Here is a 15,238-nt window from a genome sequence, read left to right as displayed (position 1 = left end):
GTTTCCCACGACAGGAGGCTCACCATGGAACTCGTCTGCCCCGCCGGCAGCCTGCCCGCCCTCAAGCGCGCCGTGGATGAGGGAGCCGATGCCGTCTACTTCGGCTTCCAGAATGCCACCAATGCCCGGCAGTTCGCCGGCCTCAACTTCACCGACAAGCGTGCCCGCGAAGGCATCGACTACGCCCACACCCGCGGCAAGCGGGTGTTCTGCGCCATCAACACCTATCCGCAGCCCGACGGCTGGGGGCAGTGGACCCGCGCCGTGGACCAGGCCGCGGACCTTGGCGTCGACGCCCTGATCATGGCCGACATGGGCCTGCTCGACTACGCCGCACGGCGCCATCCCGACCTCGCCCGCCACCTCTCGGTGCAGGGCTCGGCCACCAGCCACGAGGCCCTGCGCTTCTACCACGACCATTTCGGCATCAAGCGCGCCGTGCTGCCGCGGGTGCTCTCCATCACCCAGGTGCGCGACCTGGCCAAGCAGAGCCCGGTGGAGCTCGAGGTGTTCGCCTTCGGCAGCCTGTGCATCATGGCCGAAGGGCGCTGCTACCTCTCCTCCTACCTCACCGGCGAGTCGCCCAATACCCGCGGCGTCTGCTCGCCGGCGGCCCATGTGCGCTGGGAGGAAACCCCTGAGGGGCTGGAATCACGCCTCAACGGCGTGCTGATCGACCGCTACGGCGAGGGCGAGCGGGCCGGCTACCCCACCCTGTGCAAGGGGCGCTTCGAGGTCGGCGGCGAGATCTATCACGCCATCGAGGAGCCCACCAGCCTCAACACCCTGGAGCTGCTGCCCGAGTTGCGCGAACTCGGCATCAGCGCGGTGAAGATCGAGGGCCGCCAGCGCAGCCCGGCCTACGTGTCCAAGGTAGCCGGGATCTGGCGCCAGGCGCTGGACCGCCTCGAACGAGCCCCCGAGCGCTTCCACCCCGACCCCGCCTGGATGGCCGGCCTCGGCGAGGTCTCCGAAGGCGCCACCACCACCCTGGGCGCCTACGAACGCCGCTGGAAATAGGAGCAGATACGTCATGTCGACTTCCCCTACCCTGCAGCTGTCGCTGGGCCCGGTGCTGTTCTACTGGACCCGCGAGCGCTATGCCGACTTCTACCGCGAGGCCGCCGACTGGCCGGTGGAAATCGTCTATCTCGGCGAGTCCGTCTGCTCGCGCCGCCGCGACATGAAGCTCGACGACTGGCTCGGCATCGGCCGCGAACTGGCCCAGAGCGGCAAGCAGGTCGTCATCGCCAGCCAGACCCTGATCGAGTCCGAAGCCGACCTGCGCGACCTGCGCAAGCTGTGCGACAACGGCGAGTTCACCGTCGAGGCCAACGACCAGAGCGCGCTGCAGCGCCTCTCTGCCGCCGGCCTGCCCTTCGTCGCCGGTGCTGCGCTGAACCTCTACAACCCCGCTTCCATCGGCGTGATGGCCCGCGCCGGGATGCAGCGCTGGCAGGCGCCGGTGGAGATGTCCCGCGACGATCTCACCCGGCTGCTTGCCGACTGCGCCACTGAGGGGCTAGACCAACCCTGCGAGGTGTTCGCCTACGGCCACCTGCCACTGGCCTGGTCGTCGCGCTGCTTCACCGCCCGGCGTCACCAGAAGCCCAAGGATCGCTGCCAGTTCGTCTGCCAGACGTATCCCGAAGGTCTGCCGCTGCGCTCCCAGGAATCGAAGGAGGTGTTCACCCTGAACGGCATCCAGACCCTCTCGGGGGCCTGCCAGGACCTGCGCCACGAGGTGAGCGACATGGCCGCGATGGGCGTCGCCGTGGCGCGCCTGAGCCCCCGCGCCAAGGCCATGGCCGAAGTCGTCGCCGCCTTCGACGCCGCCCGCCGCAGCGAGCTGCCCGCCGCCGATCCGCTGGCGCTGGTCGAGGCCGAGGTCTGCGACGGCTACTGGCACGGCCGCCCGGGCATGGATAACACCCGCCTGCCCGTCGGCTAATCAGGACCCATTCGAGCCCCGCCAACCGCCGGGGCTTGTCGTTTGCGATGGTGGCAATTCACCGTTTTCTGATCTGGATCATTTCCTCCCGCCATCGAAGGCACTAGCCTTAAAAACACAATATATAGCGCCAAATAGAAACGCATATACCATATATAGGGAGAAAGCGGTGATTAGCCCCTCCACCCGTCAGGCCGGCAAGCGCCACGTCGAGGTCGCCTCGACCGTCAATGAATACCTCGAACGTGCCGACTGGCGCGTGCACGCCAACGCCAACCAGGGCTACTCCCTGGGCGGGTTGATCCTCAACGTGTCGGGCAAGCTGATCGCCAACTACTGGCTCGACGAGGTCTATCCGGCGGCGGTGGGCACTGCCCACCGCGAGGGTGACCTGCATATCCACGACCTCGACATGCTCGGCGGCTACTGCGCCGGCTGGTCGCTACGCACCCTGCTGATCGAAGGCTTCAACGGCGTACCGGGCCGCGCCGAGAGCGCCCCGCCGCGCCATCTCACCAGCGCCCTGGGGCAGATGGTCAACTTCCTCGGCACCCTGCAGAACGAGTGGGCCGGCGCCCAGGCCTTCAGCTCCTTCGATACCTACCTGGCGCCCTACGTGCGCAAGGACGGGCTGGACTACCAAGCGATCAAGCAGGCGGTGCAGGAGTTCATCTACAACCTCAACGTGCCGTCGCGCTGGGGCAGCCAAACGCCCTTCACCAACCTCACCTTCGACTGGGTGTGCCCGGCGGACCTGCGCGACCAGGTGCCGATCATCGGCGGCGAGGAGCAGCCCTTCAGCTACGGCGAGCTGCAGGCCGAAATGGACCTGCTCAACCGCGCCTACCTGGAAGTGATGGAAGCGGGCGACCGCCACGGGCGAGTGTTCACCTTCCCGATTCCCACCTACAACATCACCACCGACTTCGACTGGGAGAGCGACAACGCCGAGCGGCTGTTCGCGCTGACCGCAAAGTACGGCCTGCCCTACTTCCAGAACTTCCTAAACTCGGACCTCGAGCCGCACATGGTGCGCTCCATGTGCTGCCGCCTGCAGCTCGATCTCACCGAGCTGCTCAAGCGCGGCAACGGCCTGTTCGGCAGCGCCGAGCAGACCGGCTCGCTAGGCGTGGTAACCGTCAACTGCGCGCGGCTGGGCTATCGCTTCGCCGGCGACCAGGCGGGACTTTTACACGAGCTTGACCGGCTGCTGGCACTGGGCCGCGACAGCCTGGAGCTCAAGCGAGGATGCATCCAGCAGTGGATGGACGAGGGGCTCTACCCCTACAGCCAGCGCTACCTGGGCACCCTGCGCAACCACTTCTCGACCCTGGGGGTGAACGGCCTCAATGAGATGGTGCGCAACTTCTCCGATGGCCGTTTCGATATCGCCGACGCGGAGGGGCAGCAGCTGGCCCTGGACCTGCTCGACCACGTACGCGGGCGGATGCAGGAATTTCAGGAGCAGACCGGCCACCTCTACAACCTGGAGGCGACGCCGGCGGAGGGCACCACCTACCGCTTCGCCCGCGCCGACGCCGAGCGCTTCCCCGGCATTCTGCAGGCGGGCACGCCGGAGGCGCCCTACTACACCAATTCCAGCCAGCTGCCGGTGGGCCATACCGACGACCCCTTCGAGGCGCTGATCCATCAGGACCCGCTGCAGACCCGCTACACCGGCGGCACCGTGCTGCACCTGTATATGCGCGAGCGGCTCTCCAGCGCCGCGGCCTGCCGCAAGCTGGTGCACACCGCCCTGTCGCGCTTCCGCCTGCCCTATATCACCGTCACCCCCACCTTTTCGATCTGCCCGGTACACGGCTACCTGGCCGGCGAACACGAGTTCTGCCCGAAGTGCGACGACGCGCTTCTGGCACAACAAGCCAGCCGGGCCGAGGCAACGGCCTGACGCAGGCTTTCTCCCCCTGCCAACTAACCAGGAGCACGATATGCGTCAGATGGATACCACCTCCCTGCCCACCGCACAGCGCCAGCGCTGCGAGGTCTGGACCCGGGTTATGGGCTATCACCGCCCGGTCAGCCAATTCAACGTCGGCAAACGCGCCGAACATCGCGAGCGCTGCCATTTCCGCGAAGCCACCGGCCGCCGCTAGCTGCCCCACACCCTCGATAGGCCGGGCCCCCTCGGGGCCCGGCAGGGAGTCCCTGCCATGCTCACCAGCGAATCTCCCGTCAGCCGTTCTGCCGGCAGCGCCCAGGAGACGCTTCGCCTGCCGGTGGCCGGGCTGACGCCGATGACCACCCTGGACTACCCCGAGCACCTGGCCTGCGTGGTCTTCCTGCAGGGCTGTCCGCTGCGCTGCGGTTACTGCCACAACCCCGGCATGCTCGCCTCACGTCGGGGCGAGCACGGCGAGTGGGACGAGATCGAGGCCTTCCTGAGAAACCGCCGGGGCCTGCTTGAGGGCGTGGTCTTCAGCGGCGGTGAGCCCACCCTGCACGCCGAGCTCGCCGGCGCGGTGGAGCGGGCCAGAGCGCTCGGCTTCAAGGTCGGACTACATACGGCCGGTGTCTACCCGCGGCGCCTGCAGGCGCTGCTGCCCTGGCTCGACTGGGTAGGCCTGGACGTAAAGGGCCTGGCCGATGACATCGACCGCATCGTCGGGCGCCGCGGCATGGCCACCCCGCATGAGCAAAGCCTGGCGCTGCTGCTGAACAGCGGCATTGCCCTCGAGTGTCGCACCACGGTGCACTGGCGCGACTTCGACCTGGAACGCCTGCGCCGGCTGGCCCTGGACCTCGCCGAGCGCGGCGCCAGCCACTACGCGATCCAGCTGGCCCGCGCCGGCCAGTGCCTGGATGCGCGCTACGCCGAGCCAGCGCCGGGCGCCCCGACGACCGCAGAGATAGAAGCGCTTGTCAGCGAACTGCGCCCCAACTTTCAAAGGCTGACCCTACGCCACTAACATCACGCCGGCTCACCTCGCCCCGTGCCCTTGGGGGAAGGGCTCATGCAGGGATCTCCAGCGAGGGGCGGAAACGTCGCATCGCTCAACGCTCGGCGCAGGCCAGACGCTCGACGCGCGCCAGCCAATCGCCGAAAGGTCCCTGGGCCAGCCCCTCCTCGCGGCCATCCAGCAGGTTCTTGACCATCAGCCCAAGTTCGGTGTCACCCTCGATCACCAGGCGACGCTGAAAGAACAGGGCGTCGGGGTCCTGGCGCCGGGTGGCCAGGCACAGGAACTCGCGCCAGCCGCCGCGAATGGTGGCTTCGCCCGACTCCTGGGTAAGCCGAAAGCGCTCCGCTTCGAGGGTCAGGGTCAGCTGCACGCCCAGGTCCTCGACGTGCAGCGAGATCCGGCGGCCTGCGAGCGCATCGAACTCGCCCTCGGCCAGCGGTACGGCGAAGGTTCGGTTGAGCATTGGCTCGATCAACTGGCGCTTGACCACCAGTGGCACTCGGGGGTCAATGCTACGTATCAAACGGGGCAGTGCAGGCGGACGTGGCAGGGGCAGTAACGGCGGGGACATGACGGCTCTCCTGAAGATATCTACGCGGCCAACGCCGCCAGCCCACCCATCCTAGGCCGGTGTTTTCGCGGCTGCACTGACATGCATCAATTCGCTGGGCAGATCGCCACCCGCAGTCGTGTCGTGGGCGACCACTATACGGTGCGGGAGTAGCGGCCACTGCTGCTTGCCAGATAGGCATCGAAGGCCATGGCGGCGTTGCGCATCATCAGACGGCCGGTGGGTAGCACCTCGATCTCATTTTCACGGATCGCTAGTAGGCCGTCTTCGGCCATCTCCTGCAGCTGCTCTAGGGCGTCGGCGAAGTAATCGCGGAAGACGATGCCGTGGACGGCCTCGATGGCAGCGAAGTCGATGCGGTTGTGGCACATCAGGGCATTGATCACGTCGCGGCGCAGCCGGTCATCGTCGCTGAGCCGGTAGCCTCGGAACACCGGCAGCTGGCCCTGATCCAGGCGATGCTGGTACTGGGCGGTCTCTTTGACGTTCTGGCTGTAGCTGTCGCCGACCTTGCCGATGGAGGTGATGCCCAGCCCGACCATGTCGCAGTCGGCGTGGGTGGAGTAACCCTGGAAGTTGCGCTGAAGGGTGCCGTTCTCCCTGGCCAGTGCCAGCTCGTCGTCGGGCAGGGCGAAGTGGTCCATGCCGATATAGACGTAGCCGGCGGCAGTGAGGCGCTTTATGGTCAGCTCCAGCAGTTCCAACTTGCGCTCCGGCGGCGGCATGTCCTCGGGACGTATCATCCGCTGGGACTTGAACAGCTCCGGCAGGTGGGCGTAGCTGTAGGCGGCGATGCGGTCCGGGCGCAGGGCAATGATCTTCGACAGCGTGGTATCGAAACTCGCCACCGTCTGCAGCGGCAGGCCGTAGATCAGGTCGACGCTCACCGACTGGAAGCCGGCGTCACGGGCGGCCTCAACCAGCGCCATGACCTGCTCCTCACTCTGCAGCCGATTCACCGCTTCCTGCACGTCGCGGTCGAAGTCCTGCACGCCGAAGCTGAGGCGATTGAAGCCCAGGGCGTAAAGCTCATGGATCTGCTCGGGCGTCACGGTGCGCGGGTCCACCTCCAGGGAAAACTCGCGCTGGGCAGGCTCGGCAAAGTGGAAGGCCGCATCCAGCGCGGCCATCAGCTCGCCGAGCTGGGCGTTGCTCAGGTAGGTCGGTGTGCCTCCACCCAGATGCAGCTGGGTCATGCGCCGCGATTCCTCGAATAGCGCTCCCTGCACCCGGATCTCTTTCTTGAGCCATTCGAGATACTCGGCGGCGCGCTCGGTATTGTGGGTGATGATCTTGTTGCAGGCACAGTAGTAGCAGAGGCTCTTGCAGAACGGGATATGCACGTAGACAGACAGCGGCTTGGGCGTCTCGGCACGGTTGCTCCGCTCGGCGGCATTACGGTAATCATCCTCGGCAAAAGCCGCATGGAACTGGGGCGCCGTGGGGTAGGAGGTGTAGCGCGGTCCCGGACGATCGTATTTCTCTACCAGGGGGCGATCAAACAGCAGGTCATCATGCATCGTAACACGGCCTCTTGACGGGGTGGCGCCACCCAGGGTGCCGCACAATACCGCCGAGTATGCCATTCAGGATTCGGCTCGTCGGTACCCTTCTCGAGGTAGCTGACCGAGATCAATCCCCTCGCTAGCTAACTGGACATTGCCCCGGCAGCATTGAATCGGCCCCCGTGCGACGACTCGAATAGGGCTTTGCGCCAGGCGTGAAGATTCATATAAAATACTTTTTATTGGGCATCACGCCAAGCGGGAGGTCCCCATGACGCACCCTGTTTCACGCATCGCCTGGAGCGGCCTGGCCTACGGCTGTATCGGGCTAGGCACCGCCGGGTTGGTGGTGCCCTTGTTGCCTACCACGCCTTTCCTACTCGTGGCAGCCTGGGCCGCATCCAAGGGTTCGCCCCGGCTGGCTCGCTGGCTGCACCGTCATCCCCGCCTCGGCCCGACACTCCAGGCCTGGCGCGAGCAGCGCGCTGTGCCGCGCCGCGCCAAGCGACTGGCGCTAGCCCTGCTCGCGACCAGTTGGCTCGTGCTGTGGATGGGACGCGCGGCACCGCTGGTACTCGCGCTTACCGCGGCGCTGTTCTTGGCCGTCGCCACCTTCCTGATGACGCGCCCTGACGCCGCAACCGGCAGTCCCGACAGCATTCGGCCGGCAAACCCTATAGAGTGACCCTCTCCGCCAGCAGCGCCTTGCCCCAAGGCAAACCATGGAGCGCCGGATACCGCCATGCACCTGACCCGCTTTACCGACTACTCCCTGCGTGTTCTCGTCTTTCTAGCCGTCAAGGGCGAGGAGCGATCCACCATCCATGAGATCGCCGAGAGTTTCGACATCTCGCGCAATCATCTAATGAAGGTCGTTCAGGACCTGAGCCAAAAGGGCTACATCACCGCTATCCGCGGCAAGAACGGTGGCCTCCTGCTCAAGAAGGCTCCCGAGGATATCCGCCTGGGCACACTGGTGAGCGATACCGAGCATGATCTACAGCTGGTGGAGTGCTTCGGCGAGGATAACGCGTGCAGGATCACCCCTGCCTGTCGACTCAAGCCGATCTTGGCCGAGGCGCTCGGCGCGTTTCTCGCGGTACTCGATCATTACACCCTGGCCGACATGCTAGGGCCGCAGGAACCGGCTCTGGTCCAACTGCTCAGCATCCAGCCGCTGACCAGCCCCCAGGTTGATGCCGCGCCAGCACGGCTCCCCTAGTCGAGCGCCGAGATATTGCTCTGGATCAATGCAGCTCGGGCGACTAAGGGTCAAGCTGAAAGCCTGTATCAAGGGAGTTCATCATGCGTCGGCTCACACGGACATCATCAGCACAACGCACGCCAGGCCGCCTTATGGCCATCCTGCTCGCGCTGCTGTTGGCGATGGGCACGCTGACGAGTCACGGCGCCATGGAGCACCTTCAGGCCGACTGCGGCGTGGTCGCCGACTGGAGCTCAGATGGCGGCCATTCGGATCATGGACCCAGTGTCGAACATGATCGTGACGCCTCATCGTGCGCCCTCTGCTCCGTCGCCGCGGGCCAGGCGCGTCTTGCCTTGGTTGACCCACTGCGCCAGGCCAATTCACCGGCCATGGCAGCATCCCCGCAGCCCCCTCTTGCCCCCAGGCGCCCTCCCAAATCCTGATCGAACGCAGACGGCATGGCCGTCGGATCGCGAGCCGCTCGCGTTACAAGATCCCGTTCATCAGGAGTTCATCATGTCTATCCGTTTGTCATCGGCCGCAGTGGCGCGCCAGGTATACCTGCAATCCTCATTTGCACGCAACGTAAATCATCGGCTTCTTGGCTGGCTGCTGGCTGCTGGTCTCGCCCTTCCCAGCGCATCGACGCTCGCCTCGGCAGCTCCCCAGGGAAGTGTCGTCACCGCCAACGAACGCGGCGCCTCTCTGACTCACATCAACCTAGCGAGCGGCGATGCCAACACCCAATCCATCGGCATTGCCCCCCACAACGTCCAGCTCAGCGCCCCCGGCCACTACCTGATGGCCGTGGGGGAAGCTGCCACTGACGATCATCGCCATGGTCATGACGGCGGCCATGCCCACGGTGATGCGCCCGGCAAGCTCAAGCTCTACCCGGCCAATGATCCCAGCGGTGCTCTCGTGGCCAGCATCGAGGTTGGCAGCCACCCGGCCCATGTGGTCAGTGACCTGGAAGGTCGCTTCGCCTTCGTCACCAATGCCGGAGACGACAGCGTCTCGGTCGTCGACCTCGAGGCCAGAGAGAGCGTCGCTACCATCGCCACCGGCGAGTATCCCCACGGCCTGCGCCTTAGCCCCGACGGCCAGGAGCTCTACGTAGCCAACGTGCTGGACGGCAGCGTCTCGGTGATCGACGCCGCGGCACGGCAAGAGGTCGCTCGCCTGCCGGTGGGCCAGACCCCGGTACAAGTGGGCTTCACCCCGGACGGCGCCCGGGTCTTCGTCTCGCTGCGCGACGAGAACCGCGTGGCCGTTATCGACACCGCCAGCCGTGAGGTCATCGAGCGTATCGAGGTGGGCCGGCTACCGATTCAGGTACACGCCACCGCGGATGGCCGCTTCATGCTGGTGGCCAACGAAGGCAGTGAGGCCGAGCCCGACAACCGGGTCTCTGTCATCGCCCTCGACAGCCTGACGGTGGTGGCCACCCACGAGGTCGGCGCCGGTGCTCATGGCATCAGCGTCGAAGACACCGGCCGCTTTGCCTTCATCACCAGCCTTTATGACGACAGCCTCTCGGTCATCGACCTGGAAGCCGGCGCCGTCATCAACCGCTATGACACCGACCAGGGCCCCAACGGCGTGACCTGGGTTGGCCACTGAGGAGTATCACCATGACTGCACACTGCACCGCCCTGATGGGCTCCATGGGCTGGATCATGCCCATCGCCATGCTCACCCTGCTCGGCCTCGGCATCGCCGCCCTCGCCAAGTATCTGTTCACGTCCCGTCATCCCCCGGAGGCCCGCTCATGATCCGTTTCGGCTCCACTCTCATGCTCTCCGGCGCCCTGCTGCTGGGCGCCGGCACCGTCCAGGCCGCTCTGCCCGACGAGGCGACCATGTTCAAGAATCCGCAATGTGGCTGCTGCGACGAGTACGCCCGACAGCTGGAGGCCCGCGGGGTCGAGGTAAAACTCGTCGACGATATCGAGGTGGGCAAGATCAAGCAGCGCGTCGGCCTGCCCGTCGGCCACGGCTCCTGCCACACCACCCAGATGGGCGGCTACGCCATCGAGGGTCACGTGCCCTTCGCGGCACTGGAGAGGCTCTTCGAGGAGCGACCGGACACCCGCGGCATCGGCCTGGCCGGCATGCCCATCGGCACCCCCGGCATGCCGGGGCCCAAGCAGGGCGAGTGGGACATCTACAAGTTCCGCGACGGCGAGGCCTCGCCCTTCATGACCCTCTGATCCAGCCTGGAGGAAAGAAACGCCGCTTCCACCTACGGTGAGCGGCGTTTCACGATCGGCGGACCGTGTTACCCGACACGCCACTGCCAAGCGGCGACAGGCTGCCTGCCTGCTCCTCATCATTGCCCAGCACCGCCGGCGCCATGCCCAGCCGCCCGATGCCGGGCAGCTTGAGCGCCGGACGCAGCAGGTCGATGCCGAAGGTCAGGCCGAGCAGGGTGATCTCGAGGCCTTCGACCCGCGCCATGCTGACCCCGAACAGGCCGCCAAGGGCCAGCTGGTAACCGCTGCCGCTGGTGGTCGGCGCCCACCCTTCGCCGAACAGGTAATCACGCCCCACCGCGGTCACCGGCAGTGCGACATCGAAGCCCGGCACCTCGCGTATGACCCAGGCCACGAAGGAGTTGCTGTTGGGCCCTGGCCAGGCGCGGTAGCGATCGGGCTCCGGGTAGTCGGCGACGGCGGCGTCGATCAGTGGTACCAGCGCTGCCGCCGCTTCGCCGCGATAGTCGGCCAGCAGCGTCGGCGGATTGCCGAACCAGGCGCGATCCGGGGTATCCACCCCCGATACCACCGTAGGCCGGCGCCAGCTCAGCACGTGATGCAGGCGAAAGTCCTCCTCGCCCTCGGCGCGGGTCACGATCCAGGTATGCACCCCGAAAGCACCTCGCCAGCCGAAGGCGCGCGCGGCATAGACCTGCACCACCGGTGTGCCTGGGGTCTCCGGCGCCAAGCCGGCAGGCGTGCGATCCGCCGACGACCAGTGGCGATCCAGCGGCACCTCGCCGCTGGCCAGCATCCACAGCGGGCCGGCCAGCAGCAGGGCTACCACCAACAGCACGGTTCCCATGCTGCGCAGCATGAAGTTCATCGTTGGCGTCTCCTGCCCTATGAGCCAAATCCTGACACAGGCCTTGAATCCCGCCGCCGCGGCCCGCATCTTGCGTGTAAATCCGCCTGCTTCAAGGTCATCGCATGCCTATCGTAGATCCCCACAGCGGCCAGCCGCTGACCGCCACCGAATCCTCCCAAGCCGGCGCTGCCGCGCCGGCCGACGTCATCGTCGACATCGACATCAACAACTTCCAGCAGGTGGTGCTGGAAGGGTCGATGCAGACCCCGGTGCTGCTCGACTGCTGGGCCTCCTGGTGCGAGCCGTGCAAGAACCTGATGCCGATCCTCGAAAAACTGGCGGTGGAGTATAACGGCGCCTTCATCCTCGCCAAGCTGAATATCGAGGAGCAGCAGCAGATCGCCGCCCAGTTGGGCATCCGCTCGGTCCCCGACGTCAAGCTGATCATGCAGGGCCAGCTGTACGATGAGTTCCAGGGCGCGCTGCCCGAGAAACAGATCCGCGAGTGGCTGGCAAAGTATATCCAGCCGCCGCAGGATGCGCCGCAGAGCCCTGAAGAGCAGGCCCAGGCTGCGCTGGACGCCGGCGATCCCGCCACCGCCCGGAGCATCTTCGAGCAGCTTTCCCAGGCGCACCCCGATCACGTCGATTACCGCATCGACCTGGCCGGCGCCCTGCTCGCCGAGGGCAATCCCGACCGCGCACGTGCCATTCTCGACGGCCTCGCCCCGGAGGACCGCGATGCCCCCAAGGCGCGCGGCGTGCGGGCGCGTCTGGAGTTCGGCGAGGAAGCGCCCGGCGATGAGGCGCTGGCGGCGCTCGAGGGCCGCGACGACAGCGAGGCACTTTACCTGCGTGCGCTGCGTCAGGTCGCCGACGGCGACTACGAAACCGGCCTCGACGCGCTGCTGCAGCTGATGCAGCGCGATCGCGCCTATGGTGACGACCTGGCCCGCAAGACCCTGCTGCGGGTATTCGATGCGCTGGGCGCCGACCACCCGCTGACGGTCGCCTACCGTCGCCGGCTGTTCGCCATGATGTACTGAGCGGCTAGCGCGCTAGCCGTGCGTCGAGCCGCACCAGCGCCGCCTCGAGCTGCGCCTCGGTGGTGCCGAAGTTGAGCCGTACGAAGCCCGGCCAGCCGAAGTCGGCGCCGTCCGATAGCGCCACCCCGGTGTCGCGCAGCAGGGTCTGCTGGGGGCAGTCGCCAAGGCCGGCGTCGCGCATGTCGAGCCAGGCCAGGTAGGTCGACTGCGGTGGGTGCATGCTCACCCACGGCCAGCTCGCCACGCGCTCGCACAGGCGCTGACGATGCCCGCGTAGCACCTCGAGCAGCGCCTGGCGCCACGCTTCGCCATCGGCGTAGGCCGCTTCGGCGGCCACCAGCCCGAGCACGTTGGGATCCGACTGCAGCCCTTTCATCTGGGCAGCGAAGCGCCGCCGCAGCTCGGGGTCGGGAATCACCGCGCAGGCGCAGGTCAAGCCGGCCAGGTTGAAGGTCTTGGAGGGTGCCCATAAGGTGATGGTGCGTGCCGCCAGCCCGGGGTAGGCGGCCGCCAGCGGCCGGTGCCTGGCACCTTCATCGAGCAGCAGGTCGCAGTGCAGCTCGTCGGAGACCACCAGCAGGTCGTGCTTCTCCACCAGCGCGGCCAGTCCGGCCAACTCCTGCGCCTGCCAGACGCGCCCGGTGGGGTTGTGTGGATGACACCATAGCAGCAGCCGCGTATCGTCAGTGATCGCCGCTTCCAGGGCGTCGAGATCGAGCCGCCAGGGCTCTCCCGGCGCCGCCGGTTCGCCCAAGGGCGCCTGCTGCGCCATGCGCCCGGTGCGCTCGGCGACCTTGAGGAACGGCGGATAGATCGGCGTCACCGTGAGTACCCCGTCGCCGGGCTCGGTGAGTGCCATACTGGCGAGGTGCAGCGCCGGCACCACGCCGGGCAGCCACAGCTGCCAGTGCGGCTCGATCGGCCAATCGTAGTGCCGGGCACTCCAGTCGCATAGCGTGCGGTGCAGGCTGTCGGGCACCAGCCCGTAGCCGAATACGCCGTGCTCGACCCGCGCCTGCAGCGCCTCGATCACCGCCGGCGGGGACACGAAGTCCATGTCGGCGACCCACAGCGGCAGCACGTCGCCGGCATAGCGATGCCATTTCTGCGACGGCCACTCAGGCTGGTCGCCGCGGGCCTCGGGCGGATGCCGACGCGTTACCGGCGTGGCAAAATCGAACTGCATGACGTCTCTCCACTCACTGGTCAGCCAAGGAATCGCCTTTGAACATGCCTGAAAGCCCCTTCTATGCCAAGGCCATGCGCGGTGCCTCCCGGCTGGTCGGCCACTGGCTGCTGCTGGGCCAGGCCGACCCCGACCGCCTGGCCATGATCCTCGCCGATACTGCCCGCGTCGCCAAGCTCGGTGAGCCCGAGGAGACGCCCAGCGGCGCCACTCTTGGCGCCTGGAGCGGCGATGCCACGCCGCCGCTGTGGGCGGCCCGCGCAGCGACCTTCCTGCTACTGCAGATGCCGGCCAAGCCGATACCCCGCGATGAGCTGGAAGCCTGCGCCTGGGCGTACTGCTGGCTGAGGCTGCGCCATTTCGACGCCCTCGCCGATGCCCAGGTGGCACTCCCGGCACACCTCGCGGAACCTCTCGCCGACGCACTGCCGGCGGCCTGGCACGATCATCAGCAGCTGCGCCTGATATGATCCGATCTTTGCCCGAGGAGCCCGCATGGATGTGCCACTGAGCTGGCAGCTGGCCAAACTCCTGCTGTCGATCGGCCTGGTGCTGGGCCTCTCCTCGATTGCCGTGCGCGTCAGCGCCCGCGTCGCCGGACTGCTGGCCGGCTATCCGCTGGGCACGTCCATCGCCCTGCTGTTCATCGGGCTGGAGATCTCGCCCGAGTTCGCCGCCCAGAGCGCGGTGCACACCCTGGCCGGGTTCACCGCCACCCTGGCGCTCGGCGCCGGCTACCTGGCCTGCGGTCGCCGCGATGGCCTGGGCGGCATCCTGCGTGGCTGCCTCGGCGGCTTCGGCGCCTGGCTGGCGGTCAGCCTGGTACTGACCCAGCTCGATTTCACCCGGGTCACGGGCACCCTGACCACCCTGGCGGCCATCGTGATGGTGGCCTGGCTCTACCGGCAGATCCCGGACAGTCGCACACCGCCACCGGGGCGCTTCTCGTGGGCGGTGATGGCACTGCGGGCAGCGCTGGCTGCGCTGATCATCGTGGTGATTACCGGCCTCGCACATTGGGTGCCAGCCGCCTGGGCCGGCGTCATGGCTGCCTTTCCGGTCACCCTGTTCCCGTTCCTGATCATGCTGCACCTGGCCCACGGCGCAGCACCGGTGGCGACGGTGATCAAGCACTTCCCTGCGGGCCTCGGGTCGCTGCTCAGCTATACGCTATGCGTCTCGCTGACCTACGCTACTCTGGGGCTGGCCTGGGGGACGCTGATCGGCTTTGTGATGGCCACACTGTGGCTGCTGGGCTGGTCGCAGTGGCTGGCATGGCGGCGAACGCAGCGGCTGAACCGGGAGGCCCGCGCATGACCCCGGCGATCAAGGCGCTGGCACGCGCCAAGGTGACCCACCGCGTGCTCGACTACCCCCACGACCCACGCGCCCCGGCCTACGGCCTGGAGGCCGCCGAGGCGCTCGGCCTGGCTCCGCAGAGCGTGTTCAAGACGTTGCTGGCGCAGCTCGACGATGGCCGCCTGGTGGTGGCCATGGTGCCGGTTAGCGCCCAGCTCGACCTCAAGGCGCTGGCGCGGGCCGCCGGCGCGCGCAAGGCCAGCATGGCCGAGCCCGGCGACGCTGAACGCGCTACCGGCTATGTGCTCGGCGGCATCAGTCCGCTGGGCCAGAAGAAGCGCCTGGCGACCTTTATCGACGCCAGCGCCGCGGGCCTTGACCCGCTGTACGTCAGCGGCGGGCGGCGCGGCCTGGAGATTGCCCTGGCCAGCGCCGACCTGATCGCCCTGACCGGCGCCAAGCTCGCCCCGCTGGCGCGCTAAGCGAG

The 15,238-nt window shown here is 67.2% G+C and carries 17 protein-coding genes; 13 read left to right on the top strand and 4 right to left on the bottom strand.

The window, feature by feature from the left end; all coding sequences use genetic code 11:
• Positions 1 to 24 precede the first annotated feature (24 nt).
• The 5 genes from BWR19_01535 (at position 25) to BWR19_01515 (ending at position 4,878) form a co-directional block, all read left to right on the top strand.
• Positions 25 to 1,020 carry a protease gene (locus tag BWR19_01535; GenBank protein ID APX91731.1) on the top strand — a complete coding sequence of 332 codons (996 nt, stop codon included), beginning with the start codon at positions 25 to 27 and terminating at the stop codon, positions 1,018 to 1,020.
• 13 nt (positions 1,021 to 1,033) lie between these two features.
• Positions 1,034 to 1,951, top strand: a complete 918-nt coding sequence (locus BWR19_01530; GenBank protein ID APX91730.1) for a U32 family peptidase — start codon at positions 1,034 to 1,036, stop codon at positions 1,949 to 1,951.
• Positions 1,952 to 2,075: 124 nt separating this feature from the next.
• On the top strand, positions 2,076 to 3,860 hold the full coding sequence (locus BWR19_01525) for a ribonucleoside triphosphate reductase (GenBank protein ID APX91729.1): 1,785 nt from the start codon (positions 2,076 to 2,078) through the stop codon (positions 3,858 to 3,860).
• A 49-nt stretch (positions 3,861 to 3,909) separates the two neighbouring features.
• Positions 3,910 to 4,065, top strand: coding sequence for an oxidoreductase (locus BWR19_01520; GenBank protein ID APX94856.1), 156 nt, complete (start codon positions 3,910 to 3,912; stop codon positions 4,063 to 4,065).
• 57 nt (positions 4,066 to 4,122) lie between these two features.
• Entirely contained in the window at positions 4,123 to 4,878 is a 756-nt protein-coding gene (locus BWR19_01515) for an anaerobic ribonucleoside-triphosphate reductase activating protein (GenBank protein ID APX91728.1), read from the top strand.
• 85 nt (positions 4,879 to 4,963) lie between these two features.
• On the opposite strand, the gene BWR19_01510 is transcribed toward BWR19_01515, so the two are convergent.
• Together BWR19_01510 and BWR19_01505 are read right to left on the bottom strand one after the other, a co-directional pair.
• Positions 4,964 to 5,443 (bottom strand): sterol-binding protein, encoded by a 480-nt coding sequence (locus tag BWR19_01510; protein APX91727.1) that lies wholly within the window; start codon positions 5,441 to 5,443, stop codon positions 4,964 to 4,966.
• Positions 5,444 to 5,577: 134 nt separating this feature from the next.
• The gene (locus BWR19_01505; protein ID APX91726.1) at positions 5,578 to 6,963 is read right to left on the bottom strand and encodes an oxygen-independent coproporphyrinogen III oxidase; all 1,386 of its coding nucleotides are present in this window, start codon (positions 6,961 to 6,963) and stop codon (positions 5,578 to 5,580) included.
• 256 nt (positions 6,964 to 7,219) lie between these two features.
• On the opposite strand from BWR19_01505, the gene BWR19_01500 reads away from it, so the two are divergent.
• The 4 genes from BWR19_01500 to BWR19_01485 all read left to right on the top strand — a co-directional run bounded on the left by BWR19_01500 (position 7,220) and on the right by BWR19_01485 (position 10,367).
• Positions 7,220 to 7,633 (top strand): hypothetical protein, encoded by a 414-nt coding sequence (locus BWR19_01500; protein APX91725.1) that lies wholly within the window; start codon positions 7,220 to 7,222, stop codon positions 7,631 to 7,633.
• Between the two features lie 57 nt (positions 7,634 to 7,690).
• The gene (locus tag BWR19_01495; protein ID APX91724.1) at positions 7,691 to 8,170 is read left to right on the top strand and encodes an Rrf2 family transcriptional regulator; all 480 of its coding nucleotides are present in this window, start codon (positions 7,691 to 7,693) and stop codon (positions 8,168 to 8,170) included.
• Between the two features lie 594 nt (positions 8,171 to 8,764).
• On the top strand, positions 8,765 to 9,778 hold the full coding sequence (locus BWR19_01490) for a hypothetical protein (protein ID APX94855.1): 1,014 nt from the start codon (positions 8,765 to 8,767) through the stop codon (positions 9,776 to 9,778).
• 148 nt (positions 9,779 to 9,926) lie between these two features.
• Positions 9,927 to 10,367, top strand: coding sequence for a hypothetical protein (locus BWR19_01485; GenBank protein ID APX91723.1), 441 nt, complete (start codon positions 9,927 to 9,929; stop codon positions 10,365 to 10,367).
• Between the two features lie 49 nt (positions 10,368 to 10,416).
• Here BWR19_01485 and BWR19_01480 read toward each other — a convergent pair whose 3' ends face one another.
• A complete protein-coding gene (locus BWR19_01480) occupies positions 10,417 to 11,238 on the bottom strand; it encodes a hypothetical protein (protein APX91722.1) in 822 nt (273 codons plus the stop codon).
• A gap of 104 nt (positions 11,239 to 11,342) precedes the next feature.
• Here BWR19_01480 and BWR19_01475 point away from each other — a divergent pair, with 104 nt between their 5' ends.
• Positions 11,343 to 12,266 (top strand): co-chaperone YbbN, encoded by a 924-nt coding sequence (locus tag BWR19_01475; protein ID APX91721.1) that lies wholly within the window; start codon positions 11,343 to 11,345, stop codon positions 12,264 to 12,266.
• 4 nt (positions 12,267 to 12,270) lie between these two features.
• Here BWR19_01475 and BWR19_01470 read toward each other — a convergent pair whose 3' ends face one another.
• Positions 12,271 to 13,452: an aspartate aminotransferase gene (locus tag BWR19_01470; protein ID APX91720.1), complete on the bottom strand. Its 1,182-nt coding sequence runs from the start codon at positions 13,450 to 13,452 to the stop codon at positions 12,271 to 12,273.
• A gap of 44 nt (positions 13,453 to 13,496) precedes the next feature.
• Here BWR19_01470 and BWR19_01465 point away from each other — a divergent pair, with 44 nt between their 5' ends.
• From BWR19_01465 to BWR19_01455, 3 genes are read left to right on the top strand one after another with little or no spacing between them, the layout of a single operon-like run.
• Complete coding sequence (locus tag BWR19_01465) at positions 13,497 to 13,922, top strand: hypothetical protein (GenBank protein APX94854.1); 426 nt, start codon at positions 13,497 to 13,499, stop codon at positions 13,920 to 13,922.
• A gap of 25 nt (positions 13,923 to 13,947) precedes the next feature.
• Positions 13,948 to 14,769 carry a hypothetical protein gene (locus BWR19_01460; GenBank protein APX91719.1) on the top strand — a complete coding sequence of 274 codons (822 nt, stop codon included), beginning with the start codon at positions 13,948 to 13,950 and terminating at the stop codon, positions 14,767 to 14,769.
• Positions 14,766 to 15,233, top strand: a complete 468-nt coding sequence (locus BWR19_01455) for an aminoacyl-tRNA deacylase (protein APX91718.1) — start codon at positions 14,766 to 14,768, stop codon at positions 15,231 to 15,233. The genes BWR19_01460 and BWR19_01455 overlap by 4 nt, the downstream gene beginning before the upstream one ends.
• The last annotated feature ends 5 nt before the right edge of the window (positions 15,234 to 15,238 follow it).

Origin of the sequence: Halomonas sp. 1513 (assembly GCA_001971685.1) — a bacterium.
Classification (GTDB): domain Bacteria; phylum Pseudomonadota; class Gammaproteobacteria; order Pseudomonadales; family Halomonadaceae; genus Franzmannia.
This window is presented reverse-complemented; position numbering and strand designations above follow the sequence as displayed.

Coding starts and splice junctions, on each gene's coding strand:
- BWR19_01455 (APX91718.1), top strand. CDS start 14,766: ATGACCCCGGCGATCAAGGCGCTGGCACGCGCCAAGGTGACCCACCGC.
- BWR19_01485 (APX91723.1), top strand. CDS start 9,927: ATGATCCGTTTCGGCTCCACTCTCATGCTCTCCGGCGCCCTGCTGCTG.
- BWR19_01480 (APX91722.1), bottom strand. CDS start 11,238: ATGAACTTCATGCTGCGCAGCATGGGAACCGTGCTGTTGGTGGTAGCC.
- BWR19_01470 (APX91720.1), bottom strand. CDS start 13,452: ATGCAGTTCGATTTTGCCACGCCGGTAACGCGTCGGCATCCGCCCGAG.
- BWR19_01510 (APX91727.1), bottom strand. CDS start 5,443: ATGTCCCCGCCGTTACTGCCCCTGCCACGTCCGCCTGCACTGCCCCGT.
- BWR19_01505 (APX91726.1), bottom strand. CDS start 6,963: ATGCATGATGACCTGCTGTTTGATCGCCCCCTGGTAGAGAAATACGAT.
- BWR19_01515 (APX91728.1), top strand. CDS start 4,123: ATGCTCACCAGCGAATCTCCCGTCAGCCGTTCTGCCGGCAGCGCCCAG.
- BWR19_01465 (APX94854.1), top strand. CDS start 13,497: ATGCCTGAAAGCCCCTTCTATGCCAAGGCCATGCGCGGTGCCTCCCGG.
- BWR19_01520 (APX94856.1), top strand. CDS start 3,910: ATGGATACCACCTCCCTGCCCACCGCACAGCGCCAGCGCTGCGAGGTC.
- BWR19_01475 (APX91721.1), top strand. CDS start 11,343: ATGCCTATCGTAGATCCCCACAGCGGCCAGCCGCTGACCGCCACCGAA.
- BWR19_01530 (APX91730.1), top strand. CDS start 1,034: ATGTCGACTTCCCCTACCCTGCAGCTGTCGCTGGGCCCGGTGCTGTTC.
- BWR19_01495 (APX91724.1), top strand. CDS start 7,691: ATGCACCTGACCCGCTTTACCGACTACTCCCTGCGTGTTCTCGTCTTT.
- BWR19_01460 (APX91719.1), top strand. CDS start 13,948: ATGGATGTGCCACTGAGCTGGCAGCTGGCCAAACTCCTGCTGTCGATC.
- BWR19_01535 (APX91731.1), top strand. CDS start 25: ATGGAACTCGTCTGCCCCGCCGGCAGCCTGCCCGCCCTCAAGCGCGCC.
- BWR19_01500 (APX91725.1), top strand. CDS start 7,220: ATGACGCACCCTGTTTCACGCATCGCCTGGAGCGGCCTGGCCTACGGC.